The following is a 21,679-nucleotide window of genomic DNA, read 5'->3' as shown; positions in this document are numbered from 1 at the left end:
GCCTGGCCGGTCTGCTCGGTGCGCGCGGGTCTCACGCGCGGCGGCGGCGCCCCCGCCGTCGATCCGTCGGGCGGCTCCCCGCGGACGGCCACCGCGGGCACCTCGCCGCAGGCGGTCAAGCGTTCGGTCCGGGACGTGAAGCCGCAGACCACGCCCCAGTCGCACGCGGGCACGGCCGAGATGTACACCGTCGTCCACGGCGACACGCTCTCCGGCATCGCCGGCTCCCGGCACGTCGAGGGCGGATGGCAGCGGCTGTACGACGCGAACCGCGCGACCGTCGGCTCCGACCCCGACCTGATCCTCCCCGGCCAGCGCCTGGACCTGCACGGCAGGGCGCAGACGTCCGCGCCCGCGCGGAGTGCGCCGGCGAAGGAGTCCGCGGCGGACAAGCGCACCGCGGACAGAAGCACCCCGCACAAGGCCGCCCCGCACAAGGCCGCCCCGGACCGCTCCACCAAGAGACACACGCTGGTCGCCCCCGTGAACGCCGCGACGGGGACGCAGTACCACGCCGCCGGCGCGTCCTGGTCGAAGGGCTACCACACGGGCGTCGACTTCCCGGTGCCCACCGGGACCTCGGTGAAGGCGGTCGCCGCGGGCCATGTCGTCAGCGCGGGCTGGGGTGGTTCGTTCGGCTACCAGGTGGTCATCCGGCACGCCGACGGCCGCTACACGCAGTACGGCCACCTCTCGGCGATCTCCGTGAAGGACGGCCAGAGCGTGGGGGAGGGGCAGCGCATCGGCCGCTCCGGGTCCACGGGCAACAGCACGGGCCCGCATCTGCACTTCGAGGTGCGGACCGGGCCCGGCTTCGGTACCGACGTCGACCCGCTGGCCTATCTGCGGGCGGGCGGCGTCAGGATCTGACGCGGGTGCGCTGGGACTTCGGGAGCGGCGTCGTCGGTATGTACGGCCCGTACAGGGGGCCGAAACAAGCCACTTCCCCGGGCGGTGCGTCCTGTGGCGACGCGCTCTCCGGGGACGACGCCGCCACCGACGCCGGTACACGGGGTACGAGGGCGTTCTCGGCGTGCCCCGCGGCGGTCCCGTTCTCGGGGAGCCCGACGCCGCCCGAGCGGGCCTGAGGGACGGGTTGGTCGGGAAGGACGGCGAGCAGGAGCAGCTCCTCGACGGGGTTCGGCGTCGCGGCGCCGGCGGCGGCCGTGTCGTCCGGTCCGGCTCCGGGCTCCGTGTGCTCGGCCGGGGCGTCCACCGCGGGGCGCCCGGTGCTGCCGATCTGCTCCGTCGTGAGGAGGATCAGACCGCCCGCCGCGACGATCCCGCAGGCCAGTGCGAGCACGGTGCCCGTCTCGCCGTAGCGGAACGTCTCACCGAACATCGTGATACCGACGGCGGCGGCGACGACGGGGTTCACGACCGTCAGCGTGGCCAGCGGCGCGGCGAGGCCGCCGCCGCGGTAGGCGGCCTGCGACAGCAGCATCCCGGCCGTCGCGAAGACACCGATGAGCGCGAGGCTCGGCAGGTCGGAGAGCGAGACGTGGTGCTCCCAGTCGACCGCGACCGTCTTGGTGAACACCGAGGACATGCTGAAGGCCGTGCCCGACCCCACCGCGAGCAGCACACTGCGCACGGCCGGGTGCCGGTGCGCGGCGCGGCCCGCGACCATGAACGCCACCACCGCGCCGCCGGCCACCACGGCCAGCACCGTGCGCTGGGCGGTGCTCAGGGACTGCGCGTCCGCGGAGCCGACCAGCGCCAGCAGGACCGCGAGACCCACCGTGGCCATGATCGCGCCGCGCCAGGCGGTCGCCCCGGCCCTGCGGCCGACGAAGAGCGCCGCCATGGGCAGGGCGAACACGATCGTCAGCGCGCCCAGCGGCTGCACCAGGCTCAGCGGCCCGTAGGCGAGCGCCACCACGTGCAGCACGCCACCGAGGCCGGTCAGGGCGACGGCCGCCCACCAGCCGGGACGGCGCAGCGGGGCGTACGTCTGGTCGGGAGAGGTCAGCGCGACCTGCTCCTGTACGATCGCGCCGCCCGCGTACGCAACGGCGGAGACGAACGAGAGCAGGACGGACAGCGCGAGCGCGCTCATGAGTCCCTCCTCTGCGTGCGGCGTGGGCGCGGTGCCCGGCGTGACGAACGATCGGCCTTCATACTGACTACGATCCCTCGTTCGGCCCTCCGCGTCGTCGTACCTGAGCAGGCAATGAGTACTACTGCCGATGGAGTACGACACGCGCCGTGTCCTCCCCTGGGTGGGCGACACGAGGGGGAGGCCCGCCGGTGGAATCCCCTAGGGGGCTTGGTACTACTGGTTTTCGTGGACCTCGACCCCGATCTCGCGGCGCTCGACGCGCTCGGCGGTTTTTTCGTACTACGGACCGGCGTGCCGCCGCGCGGCCCGCTGCCGACCCTCGCGCGCGCGTACGAGGCACGAGAAGTCGATCACTCCGGAGAGGTTTACGGAGATCCGGTAATTTTCCGTGTCCGGAAGGTCTCGGACAGTCTGCGGACCCCGGAGACCCGTGTCGCGGTGTCGGTGGCACAGCAGGCGCTGGCGGCCCGCCTCTGGTCCGTCGCGCTGGGCGCCGCCGCGCTCTACGGGCACCTGCCCGACCTCGATCCGGAGCTGCTGCGCTGGGACCCGGACGGCAGCGCTCCGGACGACCTGTGGCTCTCCGAGGTGCGCGCCCTGCCCGCGAGCGCGATCGGGACGGTCGTACGCGAGGGCCATCTCGGCCCGCTGGAGACCGCCCTCAGGTCCCGGTACCGCGTCTCGCCGGGCCTGCTGCGGGGAAACGCGGCCTCGGCCCTGGCGGGCGCCTGGCGCCAGCTGGACCGCTGGGCCCGGACCCATGACCGTACGGACGTGGCCGACCGGGCCCGCACCCTCGCCGTCGGCCTCCTCCGCGAGCCGGGCCCGGCCGGCGCCCTCGCCCCCCGCACGCTCCGCCGCCGCAGCTGCTGCCTCTACTACCGCCTGCCCGGCGGCGGTCTGTGCGGCGACTGCTGCTTCGACCGCCCGCCGGACCGGACCCCCGGCCGCCGGTGATCGCCCCGTTCCTGAGGGCCGTGGTCTTCCCCGAGCGCTCCTTGTGGGTGACCATGAGGGACACCGACCGGACGACGGGGGGTTCTGTGTGCGAGTGGGACTGCTGACCCGGGAGTATCCGCCGGACGTGTACGGCGGCGCGGGCGTCCATGTCGAATTCCTCGCCCGGGAGTTGCGTGCGCTCACGGAGCTGGACGTGCACTGCTGGGGCGAGGGCGCGGCGGGCGGCGTCGTGCGCCACCGGCCCTGGCCCTCGCTCGACGGCGCCAACGACGCCCTGCGCACCTTCTCGGTGGACCTCGCCATCGCCGCCGCCCTCGAAGGCCGTGAACTCGTCCACTCGCACACCTGGTACGCCAACCTCGCCGGCCACTTCGGCAAGCTGCTGTACGGCATCCCGCACGTGATGACCGCCCACTCCCTGGAGCCGCTGCGCCCCTGGAAGGCCGAGCAGCTCGGCGGCGGTTACGCCCTCTCCAGCTGGGCCGAGCGCACCGCCATCGAGTCCGCCGACGCCGTCATCGCCGTCTCCGGTGCCATGCGCGAGGACATCCTGACCTGCTATCCGGCCCTGGACCCGGCGAAGGTGCGGGTCGTGCACAACGGCATCGACACCTCCCTCTACCGGCCGGATCACGGCACGGACGTCCTCGACCGCGTCGGCGTCGACACGGGCCGCCCCTACGTGCTGTTCGTCGGCCGTATCACGCGGCAGAAGGGCGTGCCCCAACTCCTGCGCGCGGTACGGGACATCGACCCGGCCGTGCAGGTGGTGCTGTGCGCGGGCGCCCCCGACACCCCGGAGATCGGCCAGGAGTTCCGTGACCTGTTCCAGGAACTGAGCGGCGTCCGCGAAGGGGTGCACTGGATCCCGCAGATGCTGCCGCGCCCGGATGTCATCCAACTCCTCACCCACGCTGCGGTGTTCGTCTGCCCCTCGGTCTACGAGCCGCTCGGCATCGTCAACCTGGAGGCGATGGCCTGCGGAACGGCGGTGGTCGCGTCCCGGGTCGGCGGCATCCCCGAGGTCGTCGAGGACGGGGTGACGGGCGTGCTGGTGACGGTCGACGAGGACTTCGAGGCCGCTCTGGCGCGTGCCCTCGACTCGGTTCTCGCCGATCCCCTGGCCGCCCGGCGGATGGGCGAGGCCGGACAGGAGCGCGCGGTACGGGAGTTCGGCTGGGACGCGGTGGCCCGAAGGACCGTCCAGTTGTACGAGGAAGTCCTCAAAGCGGGGTAACCATCGGAGAGGCGTACTTCGGCAACAGGGCCCTGTCCGGCAACCGGGCGCGGCCCGAGCGGGCGTAGAGGGGCGGCGGCATGCGGCGAACGGGATACCCCCTGGGCGAGTGGAGCCGGGACCTGGGGGAGGGGCCTTCCGTACTGGGAATCGTACTCGCGGGGGGAGAGGGCAAGCGTCTGATGCCCCTCACCGCGGACCGCGCGAAACCCGCGGTCACCTTCGGCGGTACCTACCGCCTCGTGGACTTCGTGCTCTCCAATCTCGTCAACGCGGACATCCTGCGCATCTGCGTCCTGACGCAGTACAAGTCGCACTCGCTGGACCGGCATGTGACCACGACCTGGCGGATGTCGAGCCTGCTCGGCAACTACGTCACGCCGGTCCCCGCCCAGCAGCGGCTCGGCCCGCGCTGGTACCTGGGCAGCGCGGACGCGATCCTGCAGTCCCTCAACCTCGTGTACGACGAACGGCCCGACTACATCGCGGTGTTCGGCGCCGACCACGTCTACCGCATGGACCCCCGGCAGATGCTCGCCCAGCACATCGAGAGCGGCGCGGGCGTGACCGTGGCGGGGATACGGGTGCCGCGCACCGAGTCCTCCTCGTTCGGTGTCATCACCCCCGGCTCCGACGGCCAGACCGTGCGGGGCTTCCTGGAGAAGCCCGCCGACCCGCCGGGACTGCCCGACGACCCCGGCTGCGTCTTCGCCTCGATGGGCAACTACATCTTCACCACCAAGGCGCTGGTGGAGGCGCTCCAGCGGGATGCCGAGGACGAGCACTCGGTGCACGACATGGGCGGGTCCATCCTGCCCATGCTCACCGACCGCGGCGAGGCGCAGCTCTACGACTTCAGCGAGAACCACGTGCCGGGGGAGACGACCCGGGACCAGGGGTACTGGCGCGACGTCGGGACGCTCGACGCCTACTACGACGCCCACATGGACCTGATCGCCGAGCGCCCCGCCTTCAACCTCTACAACCGCAGGTGGCCCATCTACACGCACTCCGGGCAGCTCTCGCCGGCGAGATTCAGCGCCGGGGGCATCGCGAGCGAGTCGATCGTCAGCGCGGGCTGTCTGATCCGGGGGCAGGTGTCGCGGTCGGTGCTCTCGCCGGGTGTCCTGGTCGACCCGGGCGCCGTCGTCCAGGGCTCGGTCCTGCACGACAACGTCCGCATAGGGCGTGGCGCGGTGGTGCGCGGCGCCGTCCTGGACAAGAACGTCGAGGTGCCCCCGGGCGCGACGATCGGCGTCAACCCCGAGCGGGACGCGGAGCTCTACACCGTCTCCAGGAGCGGGGTGATCGCGCTCGGGAAGGGCCGGCTCGTGTCGTAGACGGGGCCGCGCGCTCCGACGTCCGCGCGCTCCGACGTCCGCGCGCTCCGACGTCCGCCCGCTCCGACGTCCGTCCGGCCGGGCCCGGCCGGACGAGGTGCGCGGGCCGTCCGGAAATCCGGCGGATTCTCGTACGGCCGTACGGTTTTGATGCCCCGTACGGCCGTGCGCGGCGGACGCTTCGCATGGCCGTACGGATCCGGTCCCCGCCCCTGGGCGCGGTCCTGGGCGCGGTCTCCGTGCGACGCGTTCACTCTCGGCGCTGAGCCGTCCGGCTGGGCTTCTGAGGGCTCCGCGGGGCGCCCGGGTCCGAACTGAGCTCAAGCGTCCCTTGTGTCCGACCCCTCTTTCAGCGGCCGGGCTTAATCTGCTGTTAACTGTGCGTAGCTTGATCGTACTTGACCGTAATCGCCTCTCGGGGTTTGACTGCTTGCTCAACCGTCGTCGACGCGAGAGCAAGCCCTTGACTTCCGATCTCCTCGCACCACTCGACCTGGCGTTCTGGAACATCGAGTCCGACCAGCACCCGATGCACCTCGGTGCCCTCGGTGTCTTCACGGCGCATTCGCCCACCGCGGGCGCGCACGCCGCCGACCTGCTCGCCGCCCGCGCGGCCGGGGTTCCCGGACTGCGCATGCGGATCCGCGACGTCTGGCAGCCTCTCGTCTATCCGCCGACCTTCGGAAGCGCGACCCGGGAGCCCGCGCCCCACTTCGACCCGCTCGACCACGTCCGGCTGCACGCGCCGACCACGGACTTCCACACGGCGGCGGGACGGCTCATGGAGCGCCCGCTGATGCGCGGCCGGCCGCCCTGGGAGGCGCACGTCCTGCCCGGCGAGGACGGCACCTCGTTCGCCGTGTTCTTCAAGTTCCACCACGCCCTGGCCGACGGGCTGCGGGCGCTGATGCTCGCCGCCGCCCTCATGGACCCGGTGGACATGCCGGAACCCCGCCCGCGGCCCGCGGAGCCGCCACGGGGGCTCTTCCCGGACGTCCGCAAGCTGCCGGGACTCGTCCGCGGCACCCTCTCCGACGTGGGCCGCGCCCTGGACATCGGCACCTCCGTCGCCCGCGCCACCCTCGGTGTCCGCTCCTCACCCGCGCTGACCTCGCGGCCCACCGGCACCCGCCGCATCGCGGGCGTGTCCCTCGACCTGGACGACGTGCACCGCGTCCGCAAGAGCGTCGGCGGCACCGTCAACGACGTCCTGATCGCCGTCGTCGCGGGCGCCCTGCGCACCTGGCTCGACGAACGCGGCGACGGCAGCGAGGGCGTGGCGCCCCGCGCCCTGATCCCCGTCTCCAGGCGCCGTCCGCGCACCGCACACCCACAGGGCAACCGGCTCTCCGGCTACCTGATACGGCTTCCGGTGGACGACCCGGACCCGGTCGGCCGGCTGCGCGCGGTGCGTACGGCCATGGACCGCAACAAGGACGCGGGCCCCAACCGGGGAGCGGGCGCCGTGGCGCTGCTCGCCGACCACGTGCCGCCGCTCGGCCATCGTCTCGGCGGCCCCGTCGTCGGCCAGGCGGCCCGGCTGCTCTTCGACATCCTCGTCACCAGCGTGCCGCTGCCCAGCCTCGGACTGAAGCTCGGGGGCTGCCCGCTCGCCGAGGTCTATCCGCTCGCGCCACTGGCCCGCGGCCAGGCACTGGCGGTGGCGGTCTCGACGTTCCGCGGGCGGGTCCACTACGGGCTCGTCGCCGACGCGGAGGCCGTACCGGACCTGCACCGGCTGGCCCGCGCGCTGACCGAGGAGGTGGAGACGTTGATCATCGCCACCGGCCCCTGAGAGGCCGGTGATCACCGCGGGTTTGGCGCCTTGCCCCCTTGCTCCGTAAAATTCCGCCTTCGAAAGCGAGCGCGGTTCGAGCGCGGCGCGAAAACCCAGGAAGCGGCAACGGCGATGACGGTGACAGAGGACGGCCAGGCGGCTCTCGCCGTGGACACGGCAGAGGACGACCGGGCGGCTTCCGCCGTCGACGCGGCAGCGGAGGCGTACGGGCCCGGCATCGACCCGGAGCGGCTGGCCGTCTGCCTCAGCGTGCTCGACGAGCTCGACAGGATCGACGTCGACCACCCCGACGCCATCGCCGTGCGCCGTGCCACCGCGGGCATCTACCGCACGGTGAAGCAGCGCCGCCGCCAGGACCGCAGGGCCGCCAAGACCGCCCACGACAAGGCCGTCACCGAGTCCACCGCCACCGGCTCCGCCCAGCGCATCGACGACGAGACCGAGGGCATCCTGCCCTCGTCCGTCACCGAGGCCGGCGAGATCGCGGGGATACTCCAGCGCCCGCGCTCCTGCTACATCTGCAAGACGCGGTACGTCGAGGTCGACTACTTCTACCACCAGCTCTGCCAGAACTGCGCGGCCGAGAACCGCGCCCGGCGCGACGCCCGCACCGACCTCACCGGCAAGCGCGCGCTGCTCACCGGCGGCCGCGCCAAGATCGGCATGTACATCGCGCTGCGGCTGCTGCGCGACGGCGCCCACACCACCATCACCACACGCTTCCCGAACGACGCGATCCGCCGCTTCAAGGCCATGCCCGACAGCGACGAGTGGATCGGCCGGCTGAAGATCGTCGGGATCGACCTGCGCGACCCGGCCCAGGTCGTCGCGCTCGCCGACTCCGTCGCCGCCGCGGGTCCGCTCGACATCCTGATCAACAACGCCGCCCAGACCGTACGCCGCTCGCCCCAGGCCTACGGCGAGCTGCTCGCCGCCGAGTCCGGCCCGCTGCCCGCCGGCGAGCTGCCGCCCGCCGAGGTCATCGGCACCTTCGGTTCCGGCGCGGTGGCCGCGCTCCCGGTCCCCGGCGGCGGCGCGCTGACCGCCCAGGACGTCACGGACCTTGCGCTGGTGTCCGGATCCGCCTCGTTGGAGCGGATCGCGGCCGGTACGGCCATCGACGCCGGCGGCCTCGTGCCCGACCTGCACGACACCAACAGCTGGATCCAGGCCGTCGAGGAGGTCACGCCGGTCGAGCTGCTCGAGGTCCAGCTCTGCAACTCCACCGCGCCGTTCATCCTCATCAGCCGCCTGCGCGCGGCGATGGCGGCCGCGCGGGCCGAGCGGACGTACATCGTGAACGTCTCCGCGATGGAGGGCGTCTTCAGCCGCGGCTACAAGGGCGCCGGCCACCCGCACACCAACATGGCCAAGGCCGCCCTGAACATGCTCACGCGCACCAGCGCCCAGGAGATGTTCGAGAAGGACCGCATCCTGATGACCGCCGTCGACACCGGCTGGATCACCGACGAGCGCCCGCACCCCGACAAGATGCGCCTCGCCGACGCGGGCTTCCACGCCCCGCTCGACCTCGTCGACGGCGCGGCCCGTGTGTACGACCCGATCGTGCGCGGCGAGCAGGGCGAGGACCTCTACGGCGTCTTCATGAAGGACTACGCGCCCGGCAAGTGGTAGTCCCGCCCGTGCACGGGCGGGTGCGCGCGGGCGCCGGGTGAGGGTCTCCCCGGGCCGTGCACGCCGGAGGCGCCGAAGGCCTCGACCGTCACCTCCGCCGCCTTCGGACCGGCGGACCTCCGGGACGCGGAGCCACTACGGAGACGGAGTCCGGGGCGGCGCGGTGCGCGGCGAGGCGGCGGCCTGACACCGGTGCCGGGCCGCCGCGCTGTCCCGACCGTCGCCGCCGACGCGCGGTCTCACCGTCCGCCGTCGGGTGCGCGGGTGCGCAGACGGTCGTGCAGGGCCTGGCCGGCGCCGTGCGCCGCCCGGACCCGAGTCCCTCCGTCGACCAGCAGGTCGGCGCCGGTGATCCACTCGGCGGCGTCGGAGGCCAGCCACACCACCGCCCGCGCGACGTCCTCGGGCCGGCCGATACGGCCCAGCGGGAGCCCGGCGCCGAGTTCGTCCTCGGCGTCCTCCCAGACGAAGCGGGCCATCTCGGTGCGGACGAGACCGGGCGAGACGGAGTTGACCCGCACCCTCGGGGCCAATTCGCCGGCGAGCTGCCGGGTGAGGTGCAGCAGGGCCGCCTTGCTGGTGCCGTACGCGCCCACGTGCGGTCCCACGTGGTCCGCGCCCTCCGTGCACACGTTCACGATCGCTCCGCCGTGCTCGCCCATCCAGCCGTGCCAGGCGTGCTGCGCCAACCGCAGCGCGGCCTCGACGTTGACGGTGAACGCCGTGCGCCAGCCGTCCGGGTCGACGTCCATGAGCGGGCCGTACGGCTGGTTGGTCGCCGCGTTGTTCACCACGAGGTCGATGCGCCCGAACTCGCGCAGCGCCAGGTCGGTCACGGCTCTCAGATGCGCCGGATCGGCGACCGAACCGGCGAGTGCGACCCCGCCGAGCCGCTCGGCCGCGCGGTCCACCGCGTCCGCGTCCCGGGCGGTCACGCACACCCGTGCCCCCGCCCGGGAGAGCTCCTCGGCGACGGCCAGCCCGATCCCGCGCGAGGCTCCGGTCACGATGGCGGCCCGGCCCCGCAGTCCGTACGGTGACGTCATCCGCGTACCGTCTCATGACGGTCCGTCAGTCGACAGCCCCCAGCCGGGAGTGCTGCGCCGCCACCAGCTCCACCACCGTGCGCCAGTCCTCCAGCACCCCGGCGTGGAGTCCGGCGACCCGTCCCGCGTCGCAGGCCTGGCGCAGGCTCAGCGCGTCGTCGGCGTCGCAGGGGTCCAGCCGGCCGCCGGAGTGGAGGCGTCCCAGCCGGGAGACGCGGTCGCCGAGCAGCGGCTCCACCAGGTCCGGCGCCGGCCCGGCGTGCGCGGCGGCGTCGCCGGGGCGCAGCAGCCGGCCGATGCCGTGGACCAGACCCGCCACCTGGAGTTCCTTGTCGGCGGGGTGGCTGCGGCGCAGCAGGGCGGCGGTCTGCAGCGCGTGGTCGTGCACATCGACCGGGCCACCACTGTCGGCCGGGGTCTGCGGGGTGCCCCGGCAGGCGTGCAGCAGGTCCATCAGCTCCTCGACGCTGCGCAGCTCCATGCTTCGGTCCTTCCGCGAGAAAAGCCGTTGCCGGGCGCCAGCACAACATGGCCGGCTTGCGAACCGGCCAACGGGACCTGAACTGCGCGCCGTGTTCAGTGCCGGCCGTGCGGGTGGTCATGACCTCCGTGCTCCGGGTGCTCCGCCGTCTCCGGTGACCCGCCCATCGTCCGCAGCATCATCGGGCCGCCGGTGCGCAGGAAGCGCCACACCAGCGCCGCCGCGAGCGCGAGGAAGACGATGTTGAGCCAGGTCGTGTAGTCCCAGGTGACGCCCTCCATGGGAATCCGGGCGTCGGCCTGGTCGGGGACGAGCCCGAGGCCGCTGAAGAGGATCTCCACGACGTACCCGGCGACCACCATGGCTCCGTAGAAGGTGACCAGCAGGAAGCCCGCCATCCGCAGGCCGTAGTACTTCCGGTAGATGTTCAGGATCGGCAGGATCAGCAGGTCGGCGAAGACGAACGCGACCACGCCCCCGAAGCTGATGCCGCCCTTCCACAGCACGACGGCCAGCGGCACGTTCCCGATCGAGCACACGAAGGAGGCGATCGCCACGAGCGGCCCGATCAGGGGTCCGACCACCTTCGCCGCGAGGGGATGTCCGTCCAGGAAGAAGGAGCGCCAGAAGGAGTCGGGCACCCAGGCGGCGATGGCGCCCGCGATCAGCAGCCCGCCCACCAGGTCGCGCAGGATCGCCGCCCACTCCATGACGAACACGTGTGCGACCGAGGTGAAGCCCGCGCGGGAGAAGAGCCGGTGTCCGAACGAGCCCTCGCCCCGCACCGACATGTCCATCGCCGCGTGACCCTCCATGGACCCGGCGAGCCCCCGGTCCGCCTGGTCCCGGGCCTGCCGCAGCAGCCGCTCGCGCAGGAACATCCGGAAGAGCACGGCGAGCACCACGATCATGACCGGGCCGCCGACGAACTCGGCGACGGTGAACTGCCAGCCCATCAACAGGGCCAGGATCACACCGAGTTCGACCACGAGATTGGTGGAGGCGATCTCGAACGCCATCGCCGCGGTGAAGTTCGCGCCCTTGCGGAACAGGGAGCGCGCGAGCGCCACGGCCGCGTACGAGCAGGACGAGGACGCCGCGCCGAGCCCGGCGGCCAGGACGAGCGTCCGCGGCCGGTCGTCACCGAGCAGCCGCGCGACCGTGGCGCGCCGCACCACGGCCTGGACCACGGCGGACAGGCCGAATCCCAGGATCAGTGCCCAGGTGATCTCCCAGGTCATCGACCCGGCGATGGACAGTGCGTGCAGGATCGCGTGCATGGGCTCCGCTCTCTCCCTGGGGCGACTTCCGGGTGCCCGCGCGACTGTACCCCCTGGGGGTATGAAAGGCATGGTGTTCCGGCGGGTCTGCGGGGGCGGGGCGCGGAGCGGCGGATTCGGTCCGGGGTGGCCGTGGGTGCGACCGCTACGCCGAACGGGTGGTGCGAACGGGGGATACATCCCCAAATAGACGCAGATCAGCGCTCGGCGGGCACCGATCGACGCGAGACGGTTACCTCTTGTTTTCAGCCCCATAGAGCGGCCATCCGCTCATTTGGTTACCCTGTACCGACGGACAGCCTGAAGGGGTCCCACCCACACCCATGGTCCGTCCCGGGACAGCCGGTCACCACGGCCTGCTCTCGCACGAGTTACCGGCGCCACCGCGTCCCTAACTGCCTTCGACTCAGACCCGAGCGGGCGTCAGGCGGCCGGAAACAGACTGGCCCCTGCACGTCCCGAGGGTGACCCGACACATAAGGAGTGCGCGGTGACACCGGAGAAGACGAATATCGATCAGCGCCCCAAGGAACGCACGGAGCGTATGGGCCGACGGCCCGAGAAGAAGCTGGGAAGCCTCGACGTGTGGGCCAGGTCCGCGCCGATTCGCCTCGCGGGTTACGAGGACGACCTCGCCGAGCCCCACATCCTGCCCAGCGTCGACTGACCGACCCGGCGCGAAACCCCTCGCGACACCTGACGGCATGGGCGTGTCAGACTCACGCCCATGCTGATCAGAGAAGCCGTGGCCGACGACTGGCCGCGGATCTGGCCTTTCTGGCACCGCATCGTCGCCGCGGGCGAGACCTACACCTGGGACCCCGGCACCCCGGCCGACGCGGCCCGGGCCCTGTGGATGGCGCCGGGCAAGCGCGTGTACGTCGCCGAGGACGCCACCGGCACGGTCGTCGGCTCGGCCTACGTCACCCCGAACTACGGCGGCCCCGCCGACCGCATCGCCAACGCCGGCTTCATGGTCGACCCCGACCACGCGGGACGCGGCATCGGCCGCGCGCTCGCCGAGCACGTCCTCACCACCGCCAGGGCCGACGGCTACCGCGGCATGGTCTTCAACGCCGTCGTGGAGACCAACCCCGCCGTCACGCTGTGGACCTCACTCGGTTTCACCGTCCTGGCCACCGTGCCGGACGCCTACGAGCACCCCCGGCACGGGCGGGTCGGACTGCACATCATGTACCGCGCGCTCTGAAGGGCGGATCCTCGCCGTCGTGTCCGCCCCTTCCCGCCGGGCGGGCGACGGACCGGCCTCAGTCCAGCCGCGCCGTCCGCCGCCACGGACGCAGCTCCTCCAACTGTCCCGCCAGCTCCAGCAGCTCCAGCTCGGAGCCGGGACGCCCGACCAGCTGCACGGCGCACGGGGCGCCGCCCGGCAGGGTCCCGAACGGCACCGCCATCGCGGGCCACCCGGTCAGGTTCCAGGGCGGAGTCAGCGGAGAGTAGTTCGTGTTGGCCAGCAGGTTGCGCAGCCAGCCCCGCTCGTGCCAGGCCGCGGCGGCCGGACCCCGCCGGGCCAGCGCGGGCGTCAGCAGCACGTCGTGCTCCTCGAAGAACGGCGTCAGACGCGTGCGCAACTGCTCACGCCGCTCACCCGTGCGCACACCGGCCACGAAGCGACGCCCCACGGCGGCGTGCACACGCGTGCGGCGGGTGAGCCGACGCGGATCGAGGTCCGCGGCGTCCACCGCGGTCCCCGCCGTCCAGTGCGCGAGCGAGGCGGTGCTCAGCCAGAGCGGGTACGGGGGGTCGGAGGGCCGCACCTGGTGCCCCGCCCCGGCCAGCAGCGCGGCCGCCTCCCGGGCCGCGGCCGCGTACGGACGGCCCACGGTCACACCGGCCAGGGGGCTGCGCACGGAGACCGCCACCTTCCGGACGAGGTTCCCGGAGGGCCGTACCGCCTCGGTGTCCGCCAGGACCGCCAGCATCAGCCGGGCGTCCGCCACGGTGGTCGCCAGCGGCCCGTTCTCCGACATGCCGAACCAGTCACCGTGGCCGATACCGGCCGGGACCGTGCCGTGGCCGGGCTTCAGGCCGACCAGGCCGCAGTTGGCCGCCGGGATGCGCAGCGACCCCATCCCGTCGTTGCCCAGGGCGAGGGGCACCATCCCGGCGGCGACGGCGGCCGCGCTGCCGCCCGAGGAGCCGCCGGCCGTGCGCGAGGTGTCCCAGGGGTTGCGGGCGATGCCGTAGACGCTGTCCGAGGTGCCGAAGACGCAGAGCTCGGGCACGTTCGTCAGCCCCACCACCACGGCGCCCGCCGCGCGCAGCCGCGCCACCGTGACGTGGTCCTGCTCCGCGGCGACGTCCGGAGTCGCGGCGGAGCCCTGCCGGCAGGACTCGCCGCGCACCGGCAGGTTGTCCTTCACCGCCACGGGCACGCCCGCGAGGGGGAGCCCGGCCAGGTCCGGGTCGGCGGCCAGCGCGTCGGCCTCCGCGAGAGCCGCCTCGGACCGCACGAGCCGGAAGGCGCCGATCCGGGCGTCGAGCCGCTCGATCCGGGCGAGGTGCTCGGCCACCACCTCGCGGGGGGTGATCCGCTTCTCGCGGACGGCTGCGGCGATCTCGGTGGCGGTCCGGCCGGCCCAACTGCTCACTGGTGCTCCTCCGGGGCAGGGAATTACTGATGAGTACGAGGAGCACTGTGCCGGGGTGCGGGTGCCGCGTCGAGGGCTGGCGCGCTGGGACATTCACTCCGGTTCTCCCGGACATTTCACCGGGTGGCCGTCCCGCGGTCCGTACACGGCACCAGGTCATCCGACCACTATGGCAACTTTCCTGCCCTCAGGCCTCGTTGACAGCCGTCGGAACCCGTCTCATCATCAGACGTCCGATGAATTGGAGCCGCTCATGAGTACGTATCCAAGACGTCAGGTTCTGGGAGTCACCGCGGCCGTCGCCGTCGCGGCGGCCCTTCCGCTCACCGCGGCGACCGGGGCGGGGGCCGCGGAACCGGCCGAAGGGCCGGCGCCGCAGTGGGTTCCCGTCCCCGCCCCGCTCCCCGTACCGCTCGACGCCCACTTCGACAACGACGGCATCGCCCGCACGGCCGCACCCGGCGGCGACTTCGACGGCTCGGGTTACACCTTCCCCGGTGAGGAACTCCCCGAGGGCCCGGTCGAGGTGGACGGCATCGCCTTCCTCTTCCCGTCCTCCGCCGCGGGCGCCGGGAACAACGTCGTCGCCCTCGGCCAGCGGGTCGACCTCCCCCGGGGCCACTACCTCTCGGCCCATTTCCTCACGGCGGGCAGCTACGGCGACGCCTCCGGCACGGCCACCGTGCACTACGCCGACGGTTCGACGACGACCGCCGGACTCGGCGGCACGGACTGGTACGCGACGGGCGGTTCGCTGTCCGCCCCGTACCGCTACCGGCCGGACGGCGGCAAGGACGAGCACAGCGTCGGGATCGGCACGGCGGAGGTCTGGATCGACCCGCTGCGCGAGGCGGTCGCCCTCACCCTGCCGACCACCCGGCCTGCCGAGGAGAACCAGACCTCGCTGCACGTCTTCGCCCTCTCCCTCCAACCGGTCGCACAGGGAAGGGCGTTGGCCCTGCGGGACGCGCACGCCACCTTCTCGCTGCTGGAGTCGACCGGCGCGCAGAGCGTGGAGGCCACCGTCGTCAACGCGGGAACGGTCGCCGTCCTCGCGGGCGACCGGGTGACGGTCGGCGTCGAGGTGCCCGGGGCCCGCACCGTCGAGCCCGCGCGCGTGACCCGCCTCGACCCCGGCGAGCAGGCGCGGGTCCGCGTCGGCATCCGCAACCGCGTGGGCACGGCACCCGGCACCGAGCACGAGGGAACGGTGGTCGTCGAAGGCCGCGGCCGGCGGGCGGCCGCGGCCCGCCGCACACTGACCCTCGGCGTGCCCGACTACCTCCCCACCGAGGAGTCGCTCGCCGGCCACCAGGCCCCGTACTGGTTCCACCGCGCCAAGTTCGGCATCTTCATCCACTGGGGCGTCTACTCGGTGCCCGCCTGGTCACCGGTGGGCGAACAGTACGCCGAGTGGTACTGGAACAACCTGCAGAACCCGGACAACGCGGTGTACGCCTATCACCGGGAGAAGTACGGCGAGAACTTCGCCTACGACGACTTCATCCCGATGTTCACGGCCCACCGGTTCGATCCACGCGCCTGGGTGGAGTTGTTCCGGGACGCCGGCGCCCAGTACCACGTCCTCACCTCCAAGCACCACGAGGGCTTCGCCCTGTGGGACACCCGGGTCGCCGACCGCAACGCCGTGAAAATGGGCCCCAAGCGCGACCTGGTGCGCGAACTCTTCGACGCCTCCCGGCGGTTCACCCCGGAACTGCACCGCGGCCTGTACTTCTCCATGCCCGAGTGGTTCAACCCCGACAACCCCTGGTCGGGCCACGCCCCGCGCAATCCGTACACCCAGGAACCGGTCCCGTACACCGGATACACCGCCGGCAAGGACTATGTGAAGGACTATCAGGCCGCGCAGATGCTGGAGCTGATCCACGGCTACGACCCGTCCGTCATCTGGTGCGACATCGGTGGCGCCAACGACAGCGCGCGGGTGCTCGCCGAGTACTTCAACCACGGCAAGAACCGGCCGAAGCCCTACGAGGTCACCGTCAACAACCGCTCGGGCATCGGCTTCCACGACTTCACGACCCCCGAGTACACGACCTACGAGAACACCGTCGTCGCCAAGTGGGAGTCCAGCCGGGGCCTCGACCCGTTCAGCTACGGCTACAACCGGGCCACGCCCGACGCCGCCTACATGACCGCCGAGGAGGTGGTCCGCAGCCTGGTCGACATCGTCTCCAAGAACGGCAACCTCCTGCTCGACATCGGGCCGCGCGCCGACGGCACCATCCCCGAGATCATGCAGACCCGGCTGCGCGAGACCGGCCGATGGCTGAAGGTCAACGGGGAGGCGATCTACGACACCACGTACTGGTCGCGGATGGCGCAGCTCGGTGAGGACCTGCGGTTCACCGTGCGGCAGAACGAGGCCTTCTACATCCACTCGCTGACCGCGCCCGGCGCCACCCTCACCGTCGAAGCGCCGGTGCCGGTCCGCGGCGGTGACCGGGTGACCCTGCTCGGTCACGACCGACCGCTCAACTGGACGATGCGGAAAGGGGCTTTGGTGATCGACGTGCCGGAGGTGGCCCGCAGGTCCGGCGAGTACGTCTGGGTGTTCAAGGTGGAGTGGCGCAACTGACTTTCGTGGCACGGGGTTCCGCGCGGCGGCGGTCCTCCCTGGCCGGGCTCCCGGCGATGGTGGTCACCTTGTCGACGGCGGTTCACCCGTCGTCGACCGGGACCGGCCCGGCGAACGTCTCCCGGTCCCGGCCGACCGGCCCGGCGAGCCCTTCCCGGCTCCGGCCGACCGGCCGCCCTGTGTCAGAGGCCGGCCGCGGGTCCCGTGCTCTCCCTTTCGATCAGCCGTGGCACCGGCACCTGGACCGTCCGCGCCGGGCCGCCGTCCAGCAGCGCGGTCAGTTCCCGCGCGGCCGTGCGCCCGAACTCCACGGTGTCGCGGGAGAGCGCGGACAGCCACGGTCTGACCATGCGGCACAGCGCGGAATCCTCCCAGGCCACGACGGACACGTCGCGCGGCACCAGGAAGCCCAGTTCCGTCGCGGTGGCGACCCCGGCGACGGCCATCACGTCGTTGTCGTAGACCAGCGCCGTCGGCGGTGCGCCGCTCTCCAGGACCCGGCGGGTGACGGCGGCACCCTCGGAGTCCGAGTAGTCCGTGGTCAGTGACCGCACCTCGGACAGACCCCGCCGTTCCGCCTCCGCACGCAGGGTGCGGATGCGCCGCTCGGTGTGGGCGAGCCCCGGCAGGCCCGCGATGTGCGCGATCCTGCGGTGCCCGAGCGCGTACAGCTCGCCCACCACCGAGGCCATCGCGCCCGCGTCGTCCGCCCAGACCGTGGACATCCCGGGGTGCCCCGTGTCCGGCACACCGCCGATCACCACCGCGGGCAGGCCCAGCTCCTCCAGCAGGTCGGGGCGCGGATCGTCGGTCCGCGGATCGACGACCAGGACCCCGTCCACGCGGTGCTCGGCCCACCAGCGCCGGTAGACCGCGCACTCGTCGCCCACGTCCTCCACGACCTGGAAGAGCAGCCCGAGGTGCCGCTCGGCCAGCACCTCCTGGATGCCGGAGATCAGCTGCAGGAAGAACGAGTCCACGCCCAGGGTGTCGGCGGGACGGGCCACGACGAGCCCCACCGTGGCCGCGCCCTCGCCGGACAGCGCGCGGGCCGCCGTGCTCGGCCGCCAGCCCAGCTGTTCGGCGACCCGGCGCACCCGGTCGCGGGTGATCTCGGAGACCCCGGGCCGGTCGTTGAGAGCGAAGGAGACCGCGCTCTCCGAGACCCCGGCGCGCTGCGCGATGTCCTTCATCGTCGGCCGGCGCGCGGGAGACCGCTTGGCTGGCAACCTGACTCCCCGTTCTGCTGGGACTGCGTACTAATGCGCTTGAGCTGAGGCAATCTAAAGCGCATTAGTGATCGATTGCAAGAGGCTGGTCACACGTCTCTGACCAGCCATGTTTCTTCACTAAAGAGTTTAGCTGGGCCAAATCCATTGACTAGTCGCGCGAGTTGCATGCAAGGTCTGCCCCGGCACCGTTCGCCCCCCACCGCAGAGGAGCCCCATCCGTGCGCATCTCCCGCAGAGTTCTCGCCGCCGCTGCCGCCGTCGCCGTCGTCCTGCCGCTGAGTGCCTGCGGCTCCGGGAACGACGGTGGTGGTTCGACGGACGCCTCCGGCAAGGTCGAGGGCGACATCACCTTCCAGACCTGGAACCTGAGGGCCAACTTCAAGGAGTACTTCGAGGGTGTGATCGCGGACTTCGAGAAGAAGTACCCGGACACCCATGTGAAGTGGGTCGACCAGCCCGCCGAGGGCTACGCCGACAAGATCAGCGCGGACGCGGCCGGCGGCACCCTGCCCGACGTCGTGAACGTCTCCCCGGACCTCGTCGCCCCGCTGGCCAAGGCGGGCCTCGCGCTGGACCTCGACAAGTCGGCCGCCCAGTACAAGAAGGAGTACCTGGACGGTGCCTGGGCCGGTCACCAGGTGCCGGGCATGACCGGGACGTACGCCTTCCCCTGGTACCTCAACACCGGCCCGCTCTTCTACAACAAGTCGCTGTTCAAGGAGGCCGGACTCGACGCGTCCAAGCCGCCGACGACCTACGACGACCTCTTCTCCGACGCGCTGCGGCTGGCGGACAAGACCCACGGCAAGGTGGCCACGCTCGCCAACGTGCCCACCATCGAGGACTTCGGCCGCTACGGCGTCGAGCTGATGAACAAGGAAGGCACCGCCTTCGCGTTCAACGACGCCAAGGGTGTCGAACTCCTCACCAAGTACAAGCAGTTGTACGACGCCAAGGCGCTCGACCCGCAGGCGCTCACCGCGACCCCGGAGTCGTCCGGCAAGAAGTTCCTCACCGGCGCCGTCGCCATGAACCCCGGCAGCGCCCTCGACCTCGGCAACTTCAAGAAGCAGGCGCCGAACCTGTACAAGAACATCGGCATCACGGACCAGATCACCAGCACCGGCAAGGTGAACATGTACGTCATGGGCGTGATGGTCAACTCGCGCACCAAGCACACCCCGGCCGCGGTCGCCCTCGCCCACTTCGTCACCGACGCGCAGAACCAGATGTCCTTCGCCAAGAAGGTCGCGATCTTCCCGAGCACCGCCGGCTCGCTGGACGACCCGTACTTCACCAAGGAGGACGGGACCGACGAGACGCGCGTGCGGATCGCCGCCGCCAAGTCCCTGAAGAACGCGGTCAACTACACCCCGGTCCTGTTCAGCGAGCAGATGAAGACCGCGCTGCGCAACGAGGTCGCCAAGGCGCTCCAGGGCAAGGAGAGCCCCAAGGCAGCCCTCGACAACGCTGTCAAGGCCTGCGACCGGCTCCTCCAGCAGCAGGGCTGATCCGCCATGGCGAGTTCCTCGACCGTTTCCGGTGACGTGCGGCGCGGCGCGCGGACGCCCCGCGCGGCCACCCGGGTGCGACGCCAGCTCCCGTCCAGCCCCTGGCTGTTCGCCGCACCGGGCCTGCTGATCACGGGTGTCTTCATCCTGTACCCGTTCGTCTCGACGGTGGTCAACTCCTTCACCGACCGCCGCACCCTGATCCCCGGCACGTTCGTGGGCCTCGCCAACTTCCGGGAGTTGCTGCACGACGACATGTTCTGGATCGGCCTGCGCAACAGCGCGCTGTACGTCGTCGGGGTCGTCCCCGCACTCGTCCTGCTGCCGTTGCTGCTCGCCCTGCTGGTCCAGAAGAACATCCCCGGCATCACCTTCTTCCGGTCGGCCTTCTACACCCCGGTGGTCGCCTCCATCGTCGTGGTCGGCCTTATCTGGGTGTGGCTGCTGGACGAACGCGGCCTGGTGAACTCGCTGCTGGAGACGGTCGGCATCGGCAGGGTCGGCTTCCTCAGCGACCAGTGGCTGCTCCTGCTGAGCGCCATGGCCGTCACGGTCTGGAAGGGCCTCGGCTACTACATGATCATTTACCTGGCCGCGCTCGCCAACGTGCCGCGCGAACTGCACGAGGCGGCGTCGGTCGACGGCGCGGGAGCGGTGCGCCGCTTCCTCACCGTCACCGTGCCCGCCGTCCGCTCCACCATGGTGCTGGTCGGCGCTCTCTCCTCGGTCGCCGCCTTCAAGGTGTTCTCCGAGGTGTACCTGATGGCGGGCCCGGACGGCGGACCGGCGGGCGAGGACACCACCCTCGTCATGCTGGTCCAGCGCACCGGCACCGGACTGACCGGCCGGGTGGGCTACGCCTCCGCCCTCTCCGTCGTCGTCTTCGTCGTCACCGTCGCGCTGATGCTGCTCGTGCTGCGCGCCGACCGGAAGGAGGACGCGTGAGCGTGCTGGAGAAGGTACGGCCCGCGGAGCGACCGACGCCCGAGCGGCGCCCCCGCCCCCGCGTCACCGACGAGCACGGCCGCCGTGTCCGCGTCTGGGAACTCGCCCTGCGCTACCTGTTGCTGCTCGCCGTCCTCGCCCTGACCGTCGGCCCGTTCCTGTGGCAGCTGTCCACCTCGCTCAAGGGCCCGACCGAGGACATCTTCGACTCGCCGCCGGCCCTCCTGCCCGGCCACCCGACCCTGCACAACTACCAGCGGGTCGCCGACACCATCCCCGTCTGGGACTACGCCGTGAACTCGCTCAAGGTCGCGGGCGCCAACGTCGTGACGAACTGCGTCGGTTCCGCCCTGGCCGGCTACGCACTGGCCCGGCTGCGCTACCGCGGCCGACGGGTGGCGACGCTCGTCTTCATCCTCGCGATGCTGGTCCCCGTCGAGGGCATCATCATCGCCCAGTTCACCACCATGCGCGAACTCGGCCTGAACAACACGCTCATCGGTGTGGTCCTGCCCGGCTGCGTCGGCGCGATGAACGTCCTGCTGATGCGCAACGCCTTCCTCAACCTCCCCTACGAGATCGAAGAGGCGGCCTACGTCGACGGGGCGAACGTCTGGCAGCGGTTCCTGCGGATCGCGCTGCCGTCGGTCAGGGGCACCCTCGCCGTCGTCGCCATCTTCGCCTTCATGGGCGCCTGGGACGACTTCCTGTGGCCGCTCATCGTGCTCAGCGATCCCTCCAAGTTCACCCTCACCATCGGCCTCAACTACCTGCACGGCACGTTCGCCAACGACGAACGGCTCGTCGCCGCGGGCACGATCATCGCCGTGGCACCGCTGATCGCCCTCTTCGCCTGTCTCCAGCGGTACTTCTTCCGCGGAGTGGGCGAGGGCGCGGTCAAGGGCTGAACCCGTACGCCCGTCCTTCCGATTCGCAAG

General features: G+C 71.8%; 17 protein-coding genes and 1 pseudogene. 12 read left to right on the top strand and 6 right to left on the bottom strand.

The annotated features are described in order from the left end of the window. Positions 1–132 precede the first annotated feature (132 nt). Positions 133–870: pseudogene (locus tag OG199_RS08075) on the top strand (peptidoglycan DD-metalloendopeptidase family protein); the annotation flags it as partial. Here the strand turns inward: OG199_RS08075 and OG199_RS08070 are convergent. Further along, on the bottom strand, positions 860–2,059 hold the full coding sequence (locus tag OG199_RS08070) for a DMT family transporter (RefSeq protein WP_405828798.1): 1,200 nt from the start codon (positions 2,057–2,059) through the stop codon (positions 860–862). The pseudogene OG199_RS08075 and the gene OG199_RS08070 sit on opposite strands and share 11 nt — an antisense overlap. Positions 2,060–2,269: 210 nt before the next feature. On the opposite strand from OG199_RS08070, the gene OG199_RS08065 reads away from it, so the two are divergent. From OG199_RS08065 to OG199_RS08045, 5 genes are all read left to right on the top strand, one after another. Next, a complete protein-coding gene (locus OG199_RS08065) occupies positions 2,270–3,019 on the top strand; it encodes a (2Fe-2S)-binding protein (protein WP_405828796.1) in 750 nt (249 codons plus the stop codon). Positions 3,020–3,107: 88 nt separating this feature from the next. Continuing rightward, on the top strand, positions 3,108–4,259 hold the full coding sequence (gene glgA, locus OG199_RS08060) for a glycogen synthase (RefSeq protein WP_356806038.1): 1,152 nt from the start codon (positions 3,108–3,110) through the stop codon (positions 4,257–4,259). Between the two features lie 80 nt (positions 4,260–4,339). Next, positions 4,340–5,599 carry a glucose-1-phosphate adenylyltransferase gene (gene glgC / locus OG199_RS08055; protein ID WP_401805296.1) on the top strand — a complete coding sequence of 420 codons (1,260 nt, stop codon included), beginning with the start codon at positions 4,340–4,342 and terminating at the stop codon, positions 5,597–5,599. 463 nt (positions 5,600–6,062) lie between these two features. Further along, complete coding sequence (locus OG199_RS08050) at positions 6,063–7,394, top strand: wax ester/triacylglycerol synthase family O-acyltransferase (protein ID WP_356806036.1); 1,332 nt, start codon at positions 6,063–6,065, stop codon at positions 7,392–7,394. A 114-nt stretch (positions 7,395–7,508) separates the two neighbouring features. Further along, positions 7,509–9,032, top strand: a complete 1,524-nt coding sequence (locus OG199_RS08045; RefSeq protein ID WP_266704512.1) for an SDR family NAD(P)-dependent oxidoreductase — start codon at positions 7,509–7,511, stop codon at positions 9,030–9,032. A 239-nt stretch (positions 9,033–9,271) separates the two neighbouring features. Here OG199_RS08045 and OG199_RS08040 read toward each other — a convergent pair whose 3' ends face one another. The 3 genes from OG199_RS08040 to OG199_RS08030 all read right to left on the bottom strand — a co-directional run bounded on the left by OG199_RS08040 (position 9,272) and on the right by OG199_RS08030 (position 11,839). After that, positions 9,272–10,078 (bottom strand): SDR family oxidoreductase, encoded by an 807-nt coding sequence (locus OG199_RS08040; protein ID WP_405828792.1) that lies wholly within the window; start codon positions 10,076–10,078, stop codon positions 9,272–9,274. A 25-nt stretch (positions 10,079–10,103) separates the two neighbouring features. Continuing rightward, positions 10,104–10,559 carry a hypothetical protein gene (locus OG199_RS08035; RefSeq protein ID WP_405828790.1) on the bottom strand — a complete coding sequence of 152 codons (456 nt, stop codon included), beginning with the start codon at positions 10,557–10,559 and terminating at the stop codon, positions 10,104–10,106. Between the two features lie 95 nt (positions 10,560–10,654). Next, the gene (locus OG199_RS08030; protein ID WP_405828788.1) at positions 10,655–11,839 is read right to left on the bottom strand and encodes a permease; all 1,185 of its coding nucleotides are present in this window, start codon (positions 11,837–11,839) and stop codon (positions 10,655–10,657) included. Positions 11,840–12,329: 490 nt separating this feature from the next. Here OG199_RS08030 and OG199_RS08025 point away from each other — a divergent pair, with 490 nt between their 5' ends. Further along, a complete protein-coding gene (locus tag OG199_RS08025; RefSeq protein ID WP_266704520.1) occupies positions 12,330–12,506 on the top strand; it encodes a hypothetical protein in 177 nt (58 codons plus the stop codon). Positions 12,507–12,566: 60 nt separating this feature from the next. After that, positions 12,567–13,049 carry a GNAT family N-acetyltransferase gene (locus OG199_RS08020; RefSeq protein WP_405828786.1) on the top strand — a complete coding sequence of 161 codons (483 nt, stop codon included), beginning with the start codon at positions 12,567–12,569 and terminating at the stop codon, positions 13,047–13,049. A 58-nt stretch (positions 13,050–13,107) separates the two neighbouring features. On the opposite strand, the gene OG199_RS08015 is transcribed toward OG199_RS08020, so the two are convergent. After that, complete coding sequence (locus tag OG199_RS08015) at positions 13,108–14,451, bottom strand: amidase (RefSeq protein ID WP_405828784.1); 1,344 nt, start codon at positions 14,449–14,451, stop codon at positions 13,108–13,110. Between the two features lie 253 nt (positions 14,452–14,704). Here OG199_RS08015 and OG199_RS08010 point away from each other — a divergent pair, with 253 nt between their 5' ends. Continuing rightward, positions 14,705–17,053: an alpha-L-fucosidase gene (locus OG199_RS08010; RefSeq protein ID WP_405828782.1), complete on the top strand. Its 2,349-nt coding sequence runs from the start codon at positions 14,705–14,707 to the stop codon at positions 17,051–17,053. A gap of 182 nt (positions 17,054–17,235) precedes the next feature. On the opposite strand, the gene OG199_RS08005 is transcribed toward OG199_RS08010, so the two are convergent. Further along, positions 17,236–18,282 carry a LacI family DNA-binding transcriptional regulator gene (locus OG199_RS08005; RefSeq protein WP_356798149.1) on the bottom strand — a complete coding sequence of 349 codons (1,047 nt, stop codon included), beginning with the start codon at positions 18,280–18,282 and terminating at the stop codon, positions 17,236–17,238. A 221-nt stretch (positions 18,283–18,503) separates the two neighbouring features. Between OG199_RS08005 and OG199_RS08000 the strand changes: the two genes are divergently transcribed. The 3 genes from OG199_RS08000 to OG199_RS07990 are packed head-to-tail and all read left to right on the top strand — an operon-like array spanning position 18,504 to position 21,649. Then, positions 18,504–19,796: a sugar ABC transporter substrate-binding protein gene (locus OG199_RS08000; RefSeq protein WP_356798151.1), complete on the top strand. Its 1,293-nt coding sequence runs from the start codon at positions 18,504–18,506 to the stop codon at positions 19,794–19,796. A 6-nt stretch (positions 19,797–19,802) separates the two neighbouring features. Beyond that, on the top strand, positions 19,803–20,741 hold the full coding sequence (locus tag OG199_RS07995; protein ID WP_401805305.1) for a carbohydrate ABC transporter permease: 939 nt from the start codon (positions 19,803–19,805) through the stop codon (positions 20,739–20,741). Next, entirely contained in the window at positions 20,738–21,649 is a 912-nt protein-coding gene (locus OG199_RS07990) for a carbohydrate ABC transporter permease (protein WP_405828778.1), read from the top strand. The genes OG199_RS07995 and OG199_RS07990 overlap by 4 nt, the downstream gene beginning before the upstream one ends. The last annotated feature ends 30 nt before the right edge of the window (positions 21,650–21,679 follow it).

The organism is Streptomyces sp. NBC_01176, from assembly GCF_045039825.1.
Taxonomy (GTDB): Bacteria; Actinomycetota; Actinomycetes; order Streptomycetales; family Streptomycetaceae; genus Streptomyces.
The sequence above is the reverse complement of the archived record's forward strand: the minus strand, read 5'-3'. Positions and strand labels throughout refer to the sequence as shown.

Excerpts from the sequence above, each read along its gene's own strand:
- OG199_RS08070 (WP_405828798.1), bottom strand. The coding sequence starts at position 2,059 with ATGAGCGCGCTCGCGCTGTCCGTCCTGCTCTCGTTCGTCTCCGCCGTT.
- glgC (WP_401805296.1), top strand. The coding sequence starts at position 4,340 with ATGCGGCGAACGGGATACCCCCTGGGCGAGTGGAGCCGGGACCTGGGG.
- OG199_RS08045 (WP_266704512.1), top strand. The coding sequence starts at position 7,509 with ATGACGGTGACAGAGGACGGCCAGGCGGCTCTCGCCGTGGACACGGCA.
- OG199_RS08040 (WP_405828792.1), bottom strand. The coding sequence starts at position 10,078 with ATGACGTCACCGTACGGACTGCGGGGCCGGGCCGCCATCGTGACCGGA.
- OG199_RS08035 (WP_405828790.1), bottom strand. The coding sequence starts at position 10,559 with ATGGAGCTGCGCAGCGTCGAGGAGCTGATGGACCTGCTGCACGCCTGC.
- OG199_RS08030 (WP_405828788.1), bottom strand. The coding sequence starts at position 11,839 with ATGCACGCGATCCTGCACGCACTGTCCATCGCCGGGTCGATGACCTGG.
- OG199_RS08020 (WP_405828786.1), top strand. The coding sequence starts at position 12,567 with ATGCTGATCAGAGAAGCCGTGGCCGACGACTGGCCGCGGATCTGGCCT.
- OG199_RS08010 (WP_405828782.1), top strand. The coding sequence starts at position 14,705 with ATGAGTACGTATCCAAGACGTCAGGTTCTGGGAGTCACCGCGGCCGTC.
- OG199_RS07995 (WP_401805305.1), top strand. The coding sequence starts at position 19,803 with ATGGCGAGTTCCTCGACCGTTTCCGGTGACGTGCGGCGCGGCGCGCGG.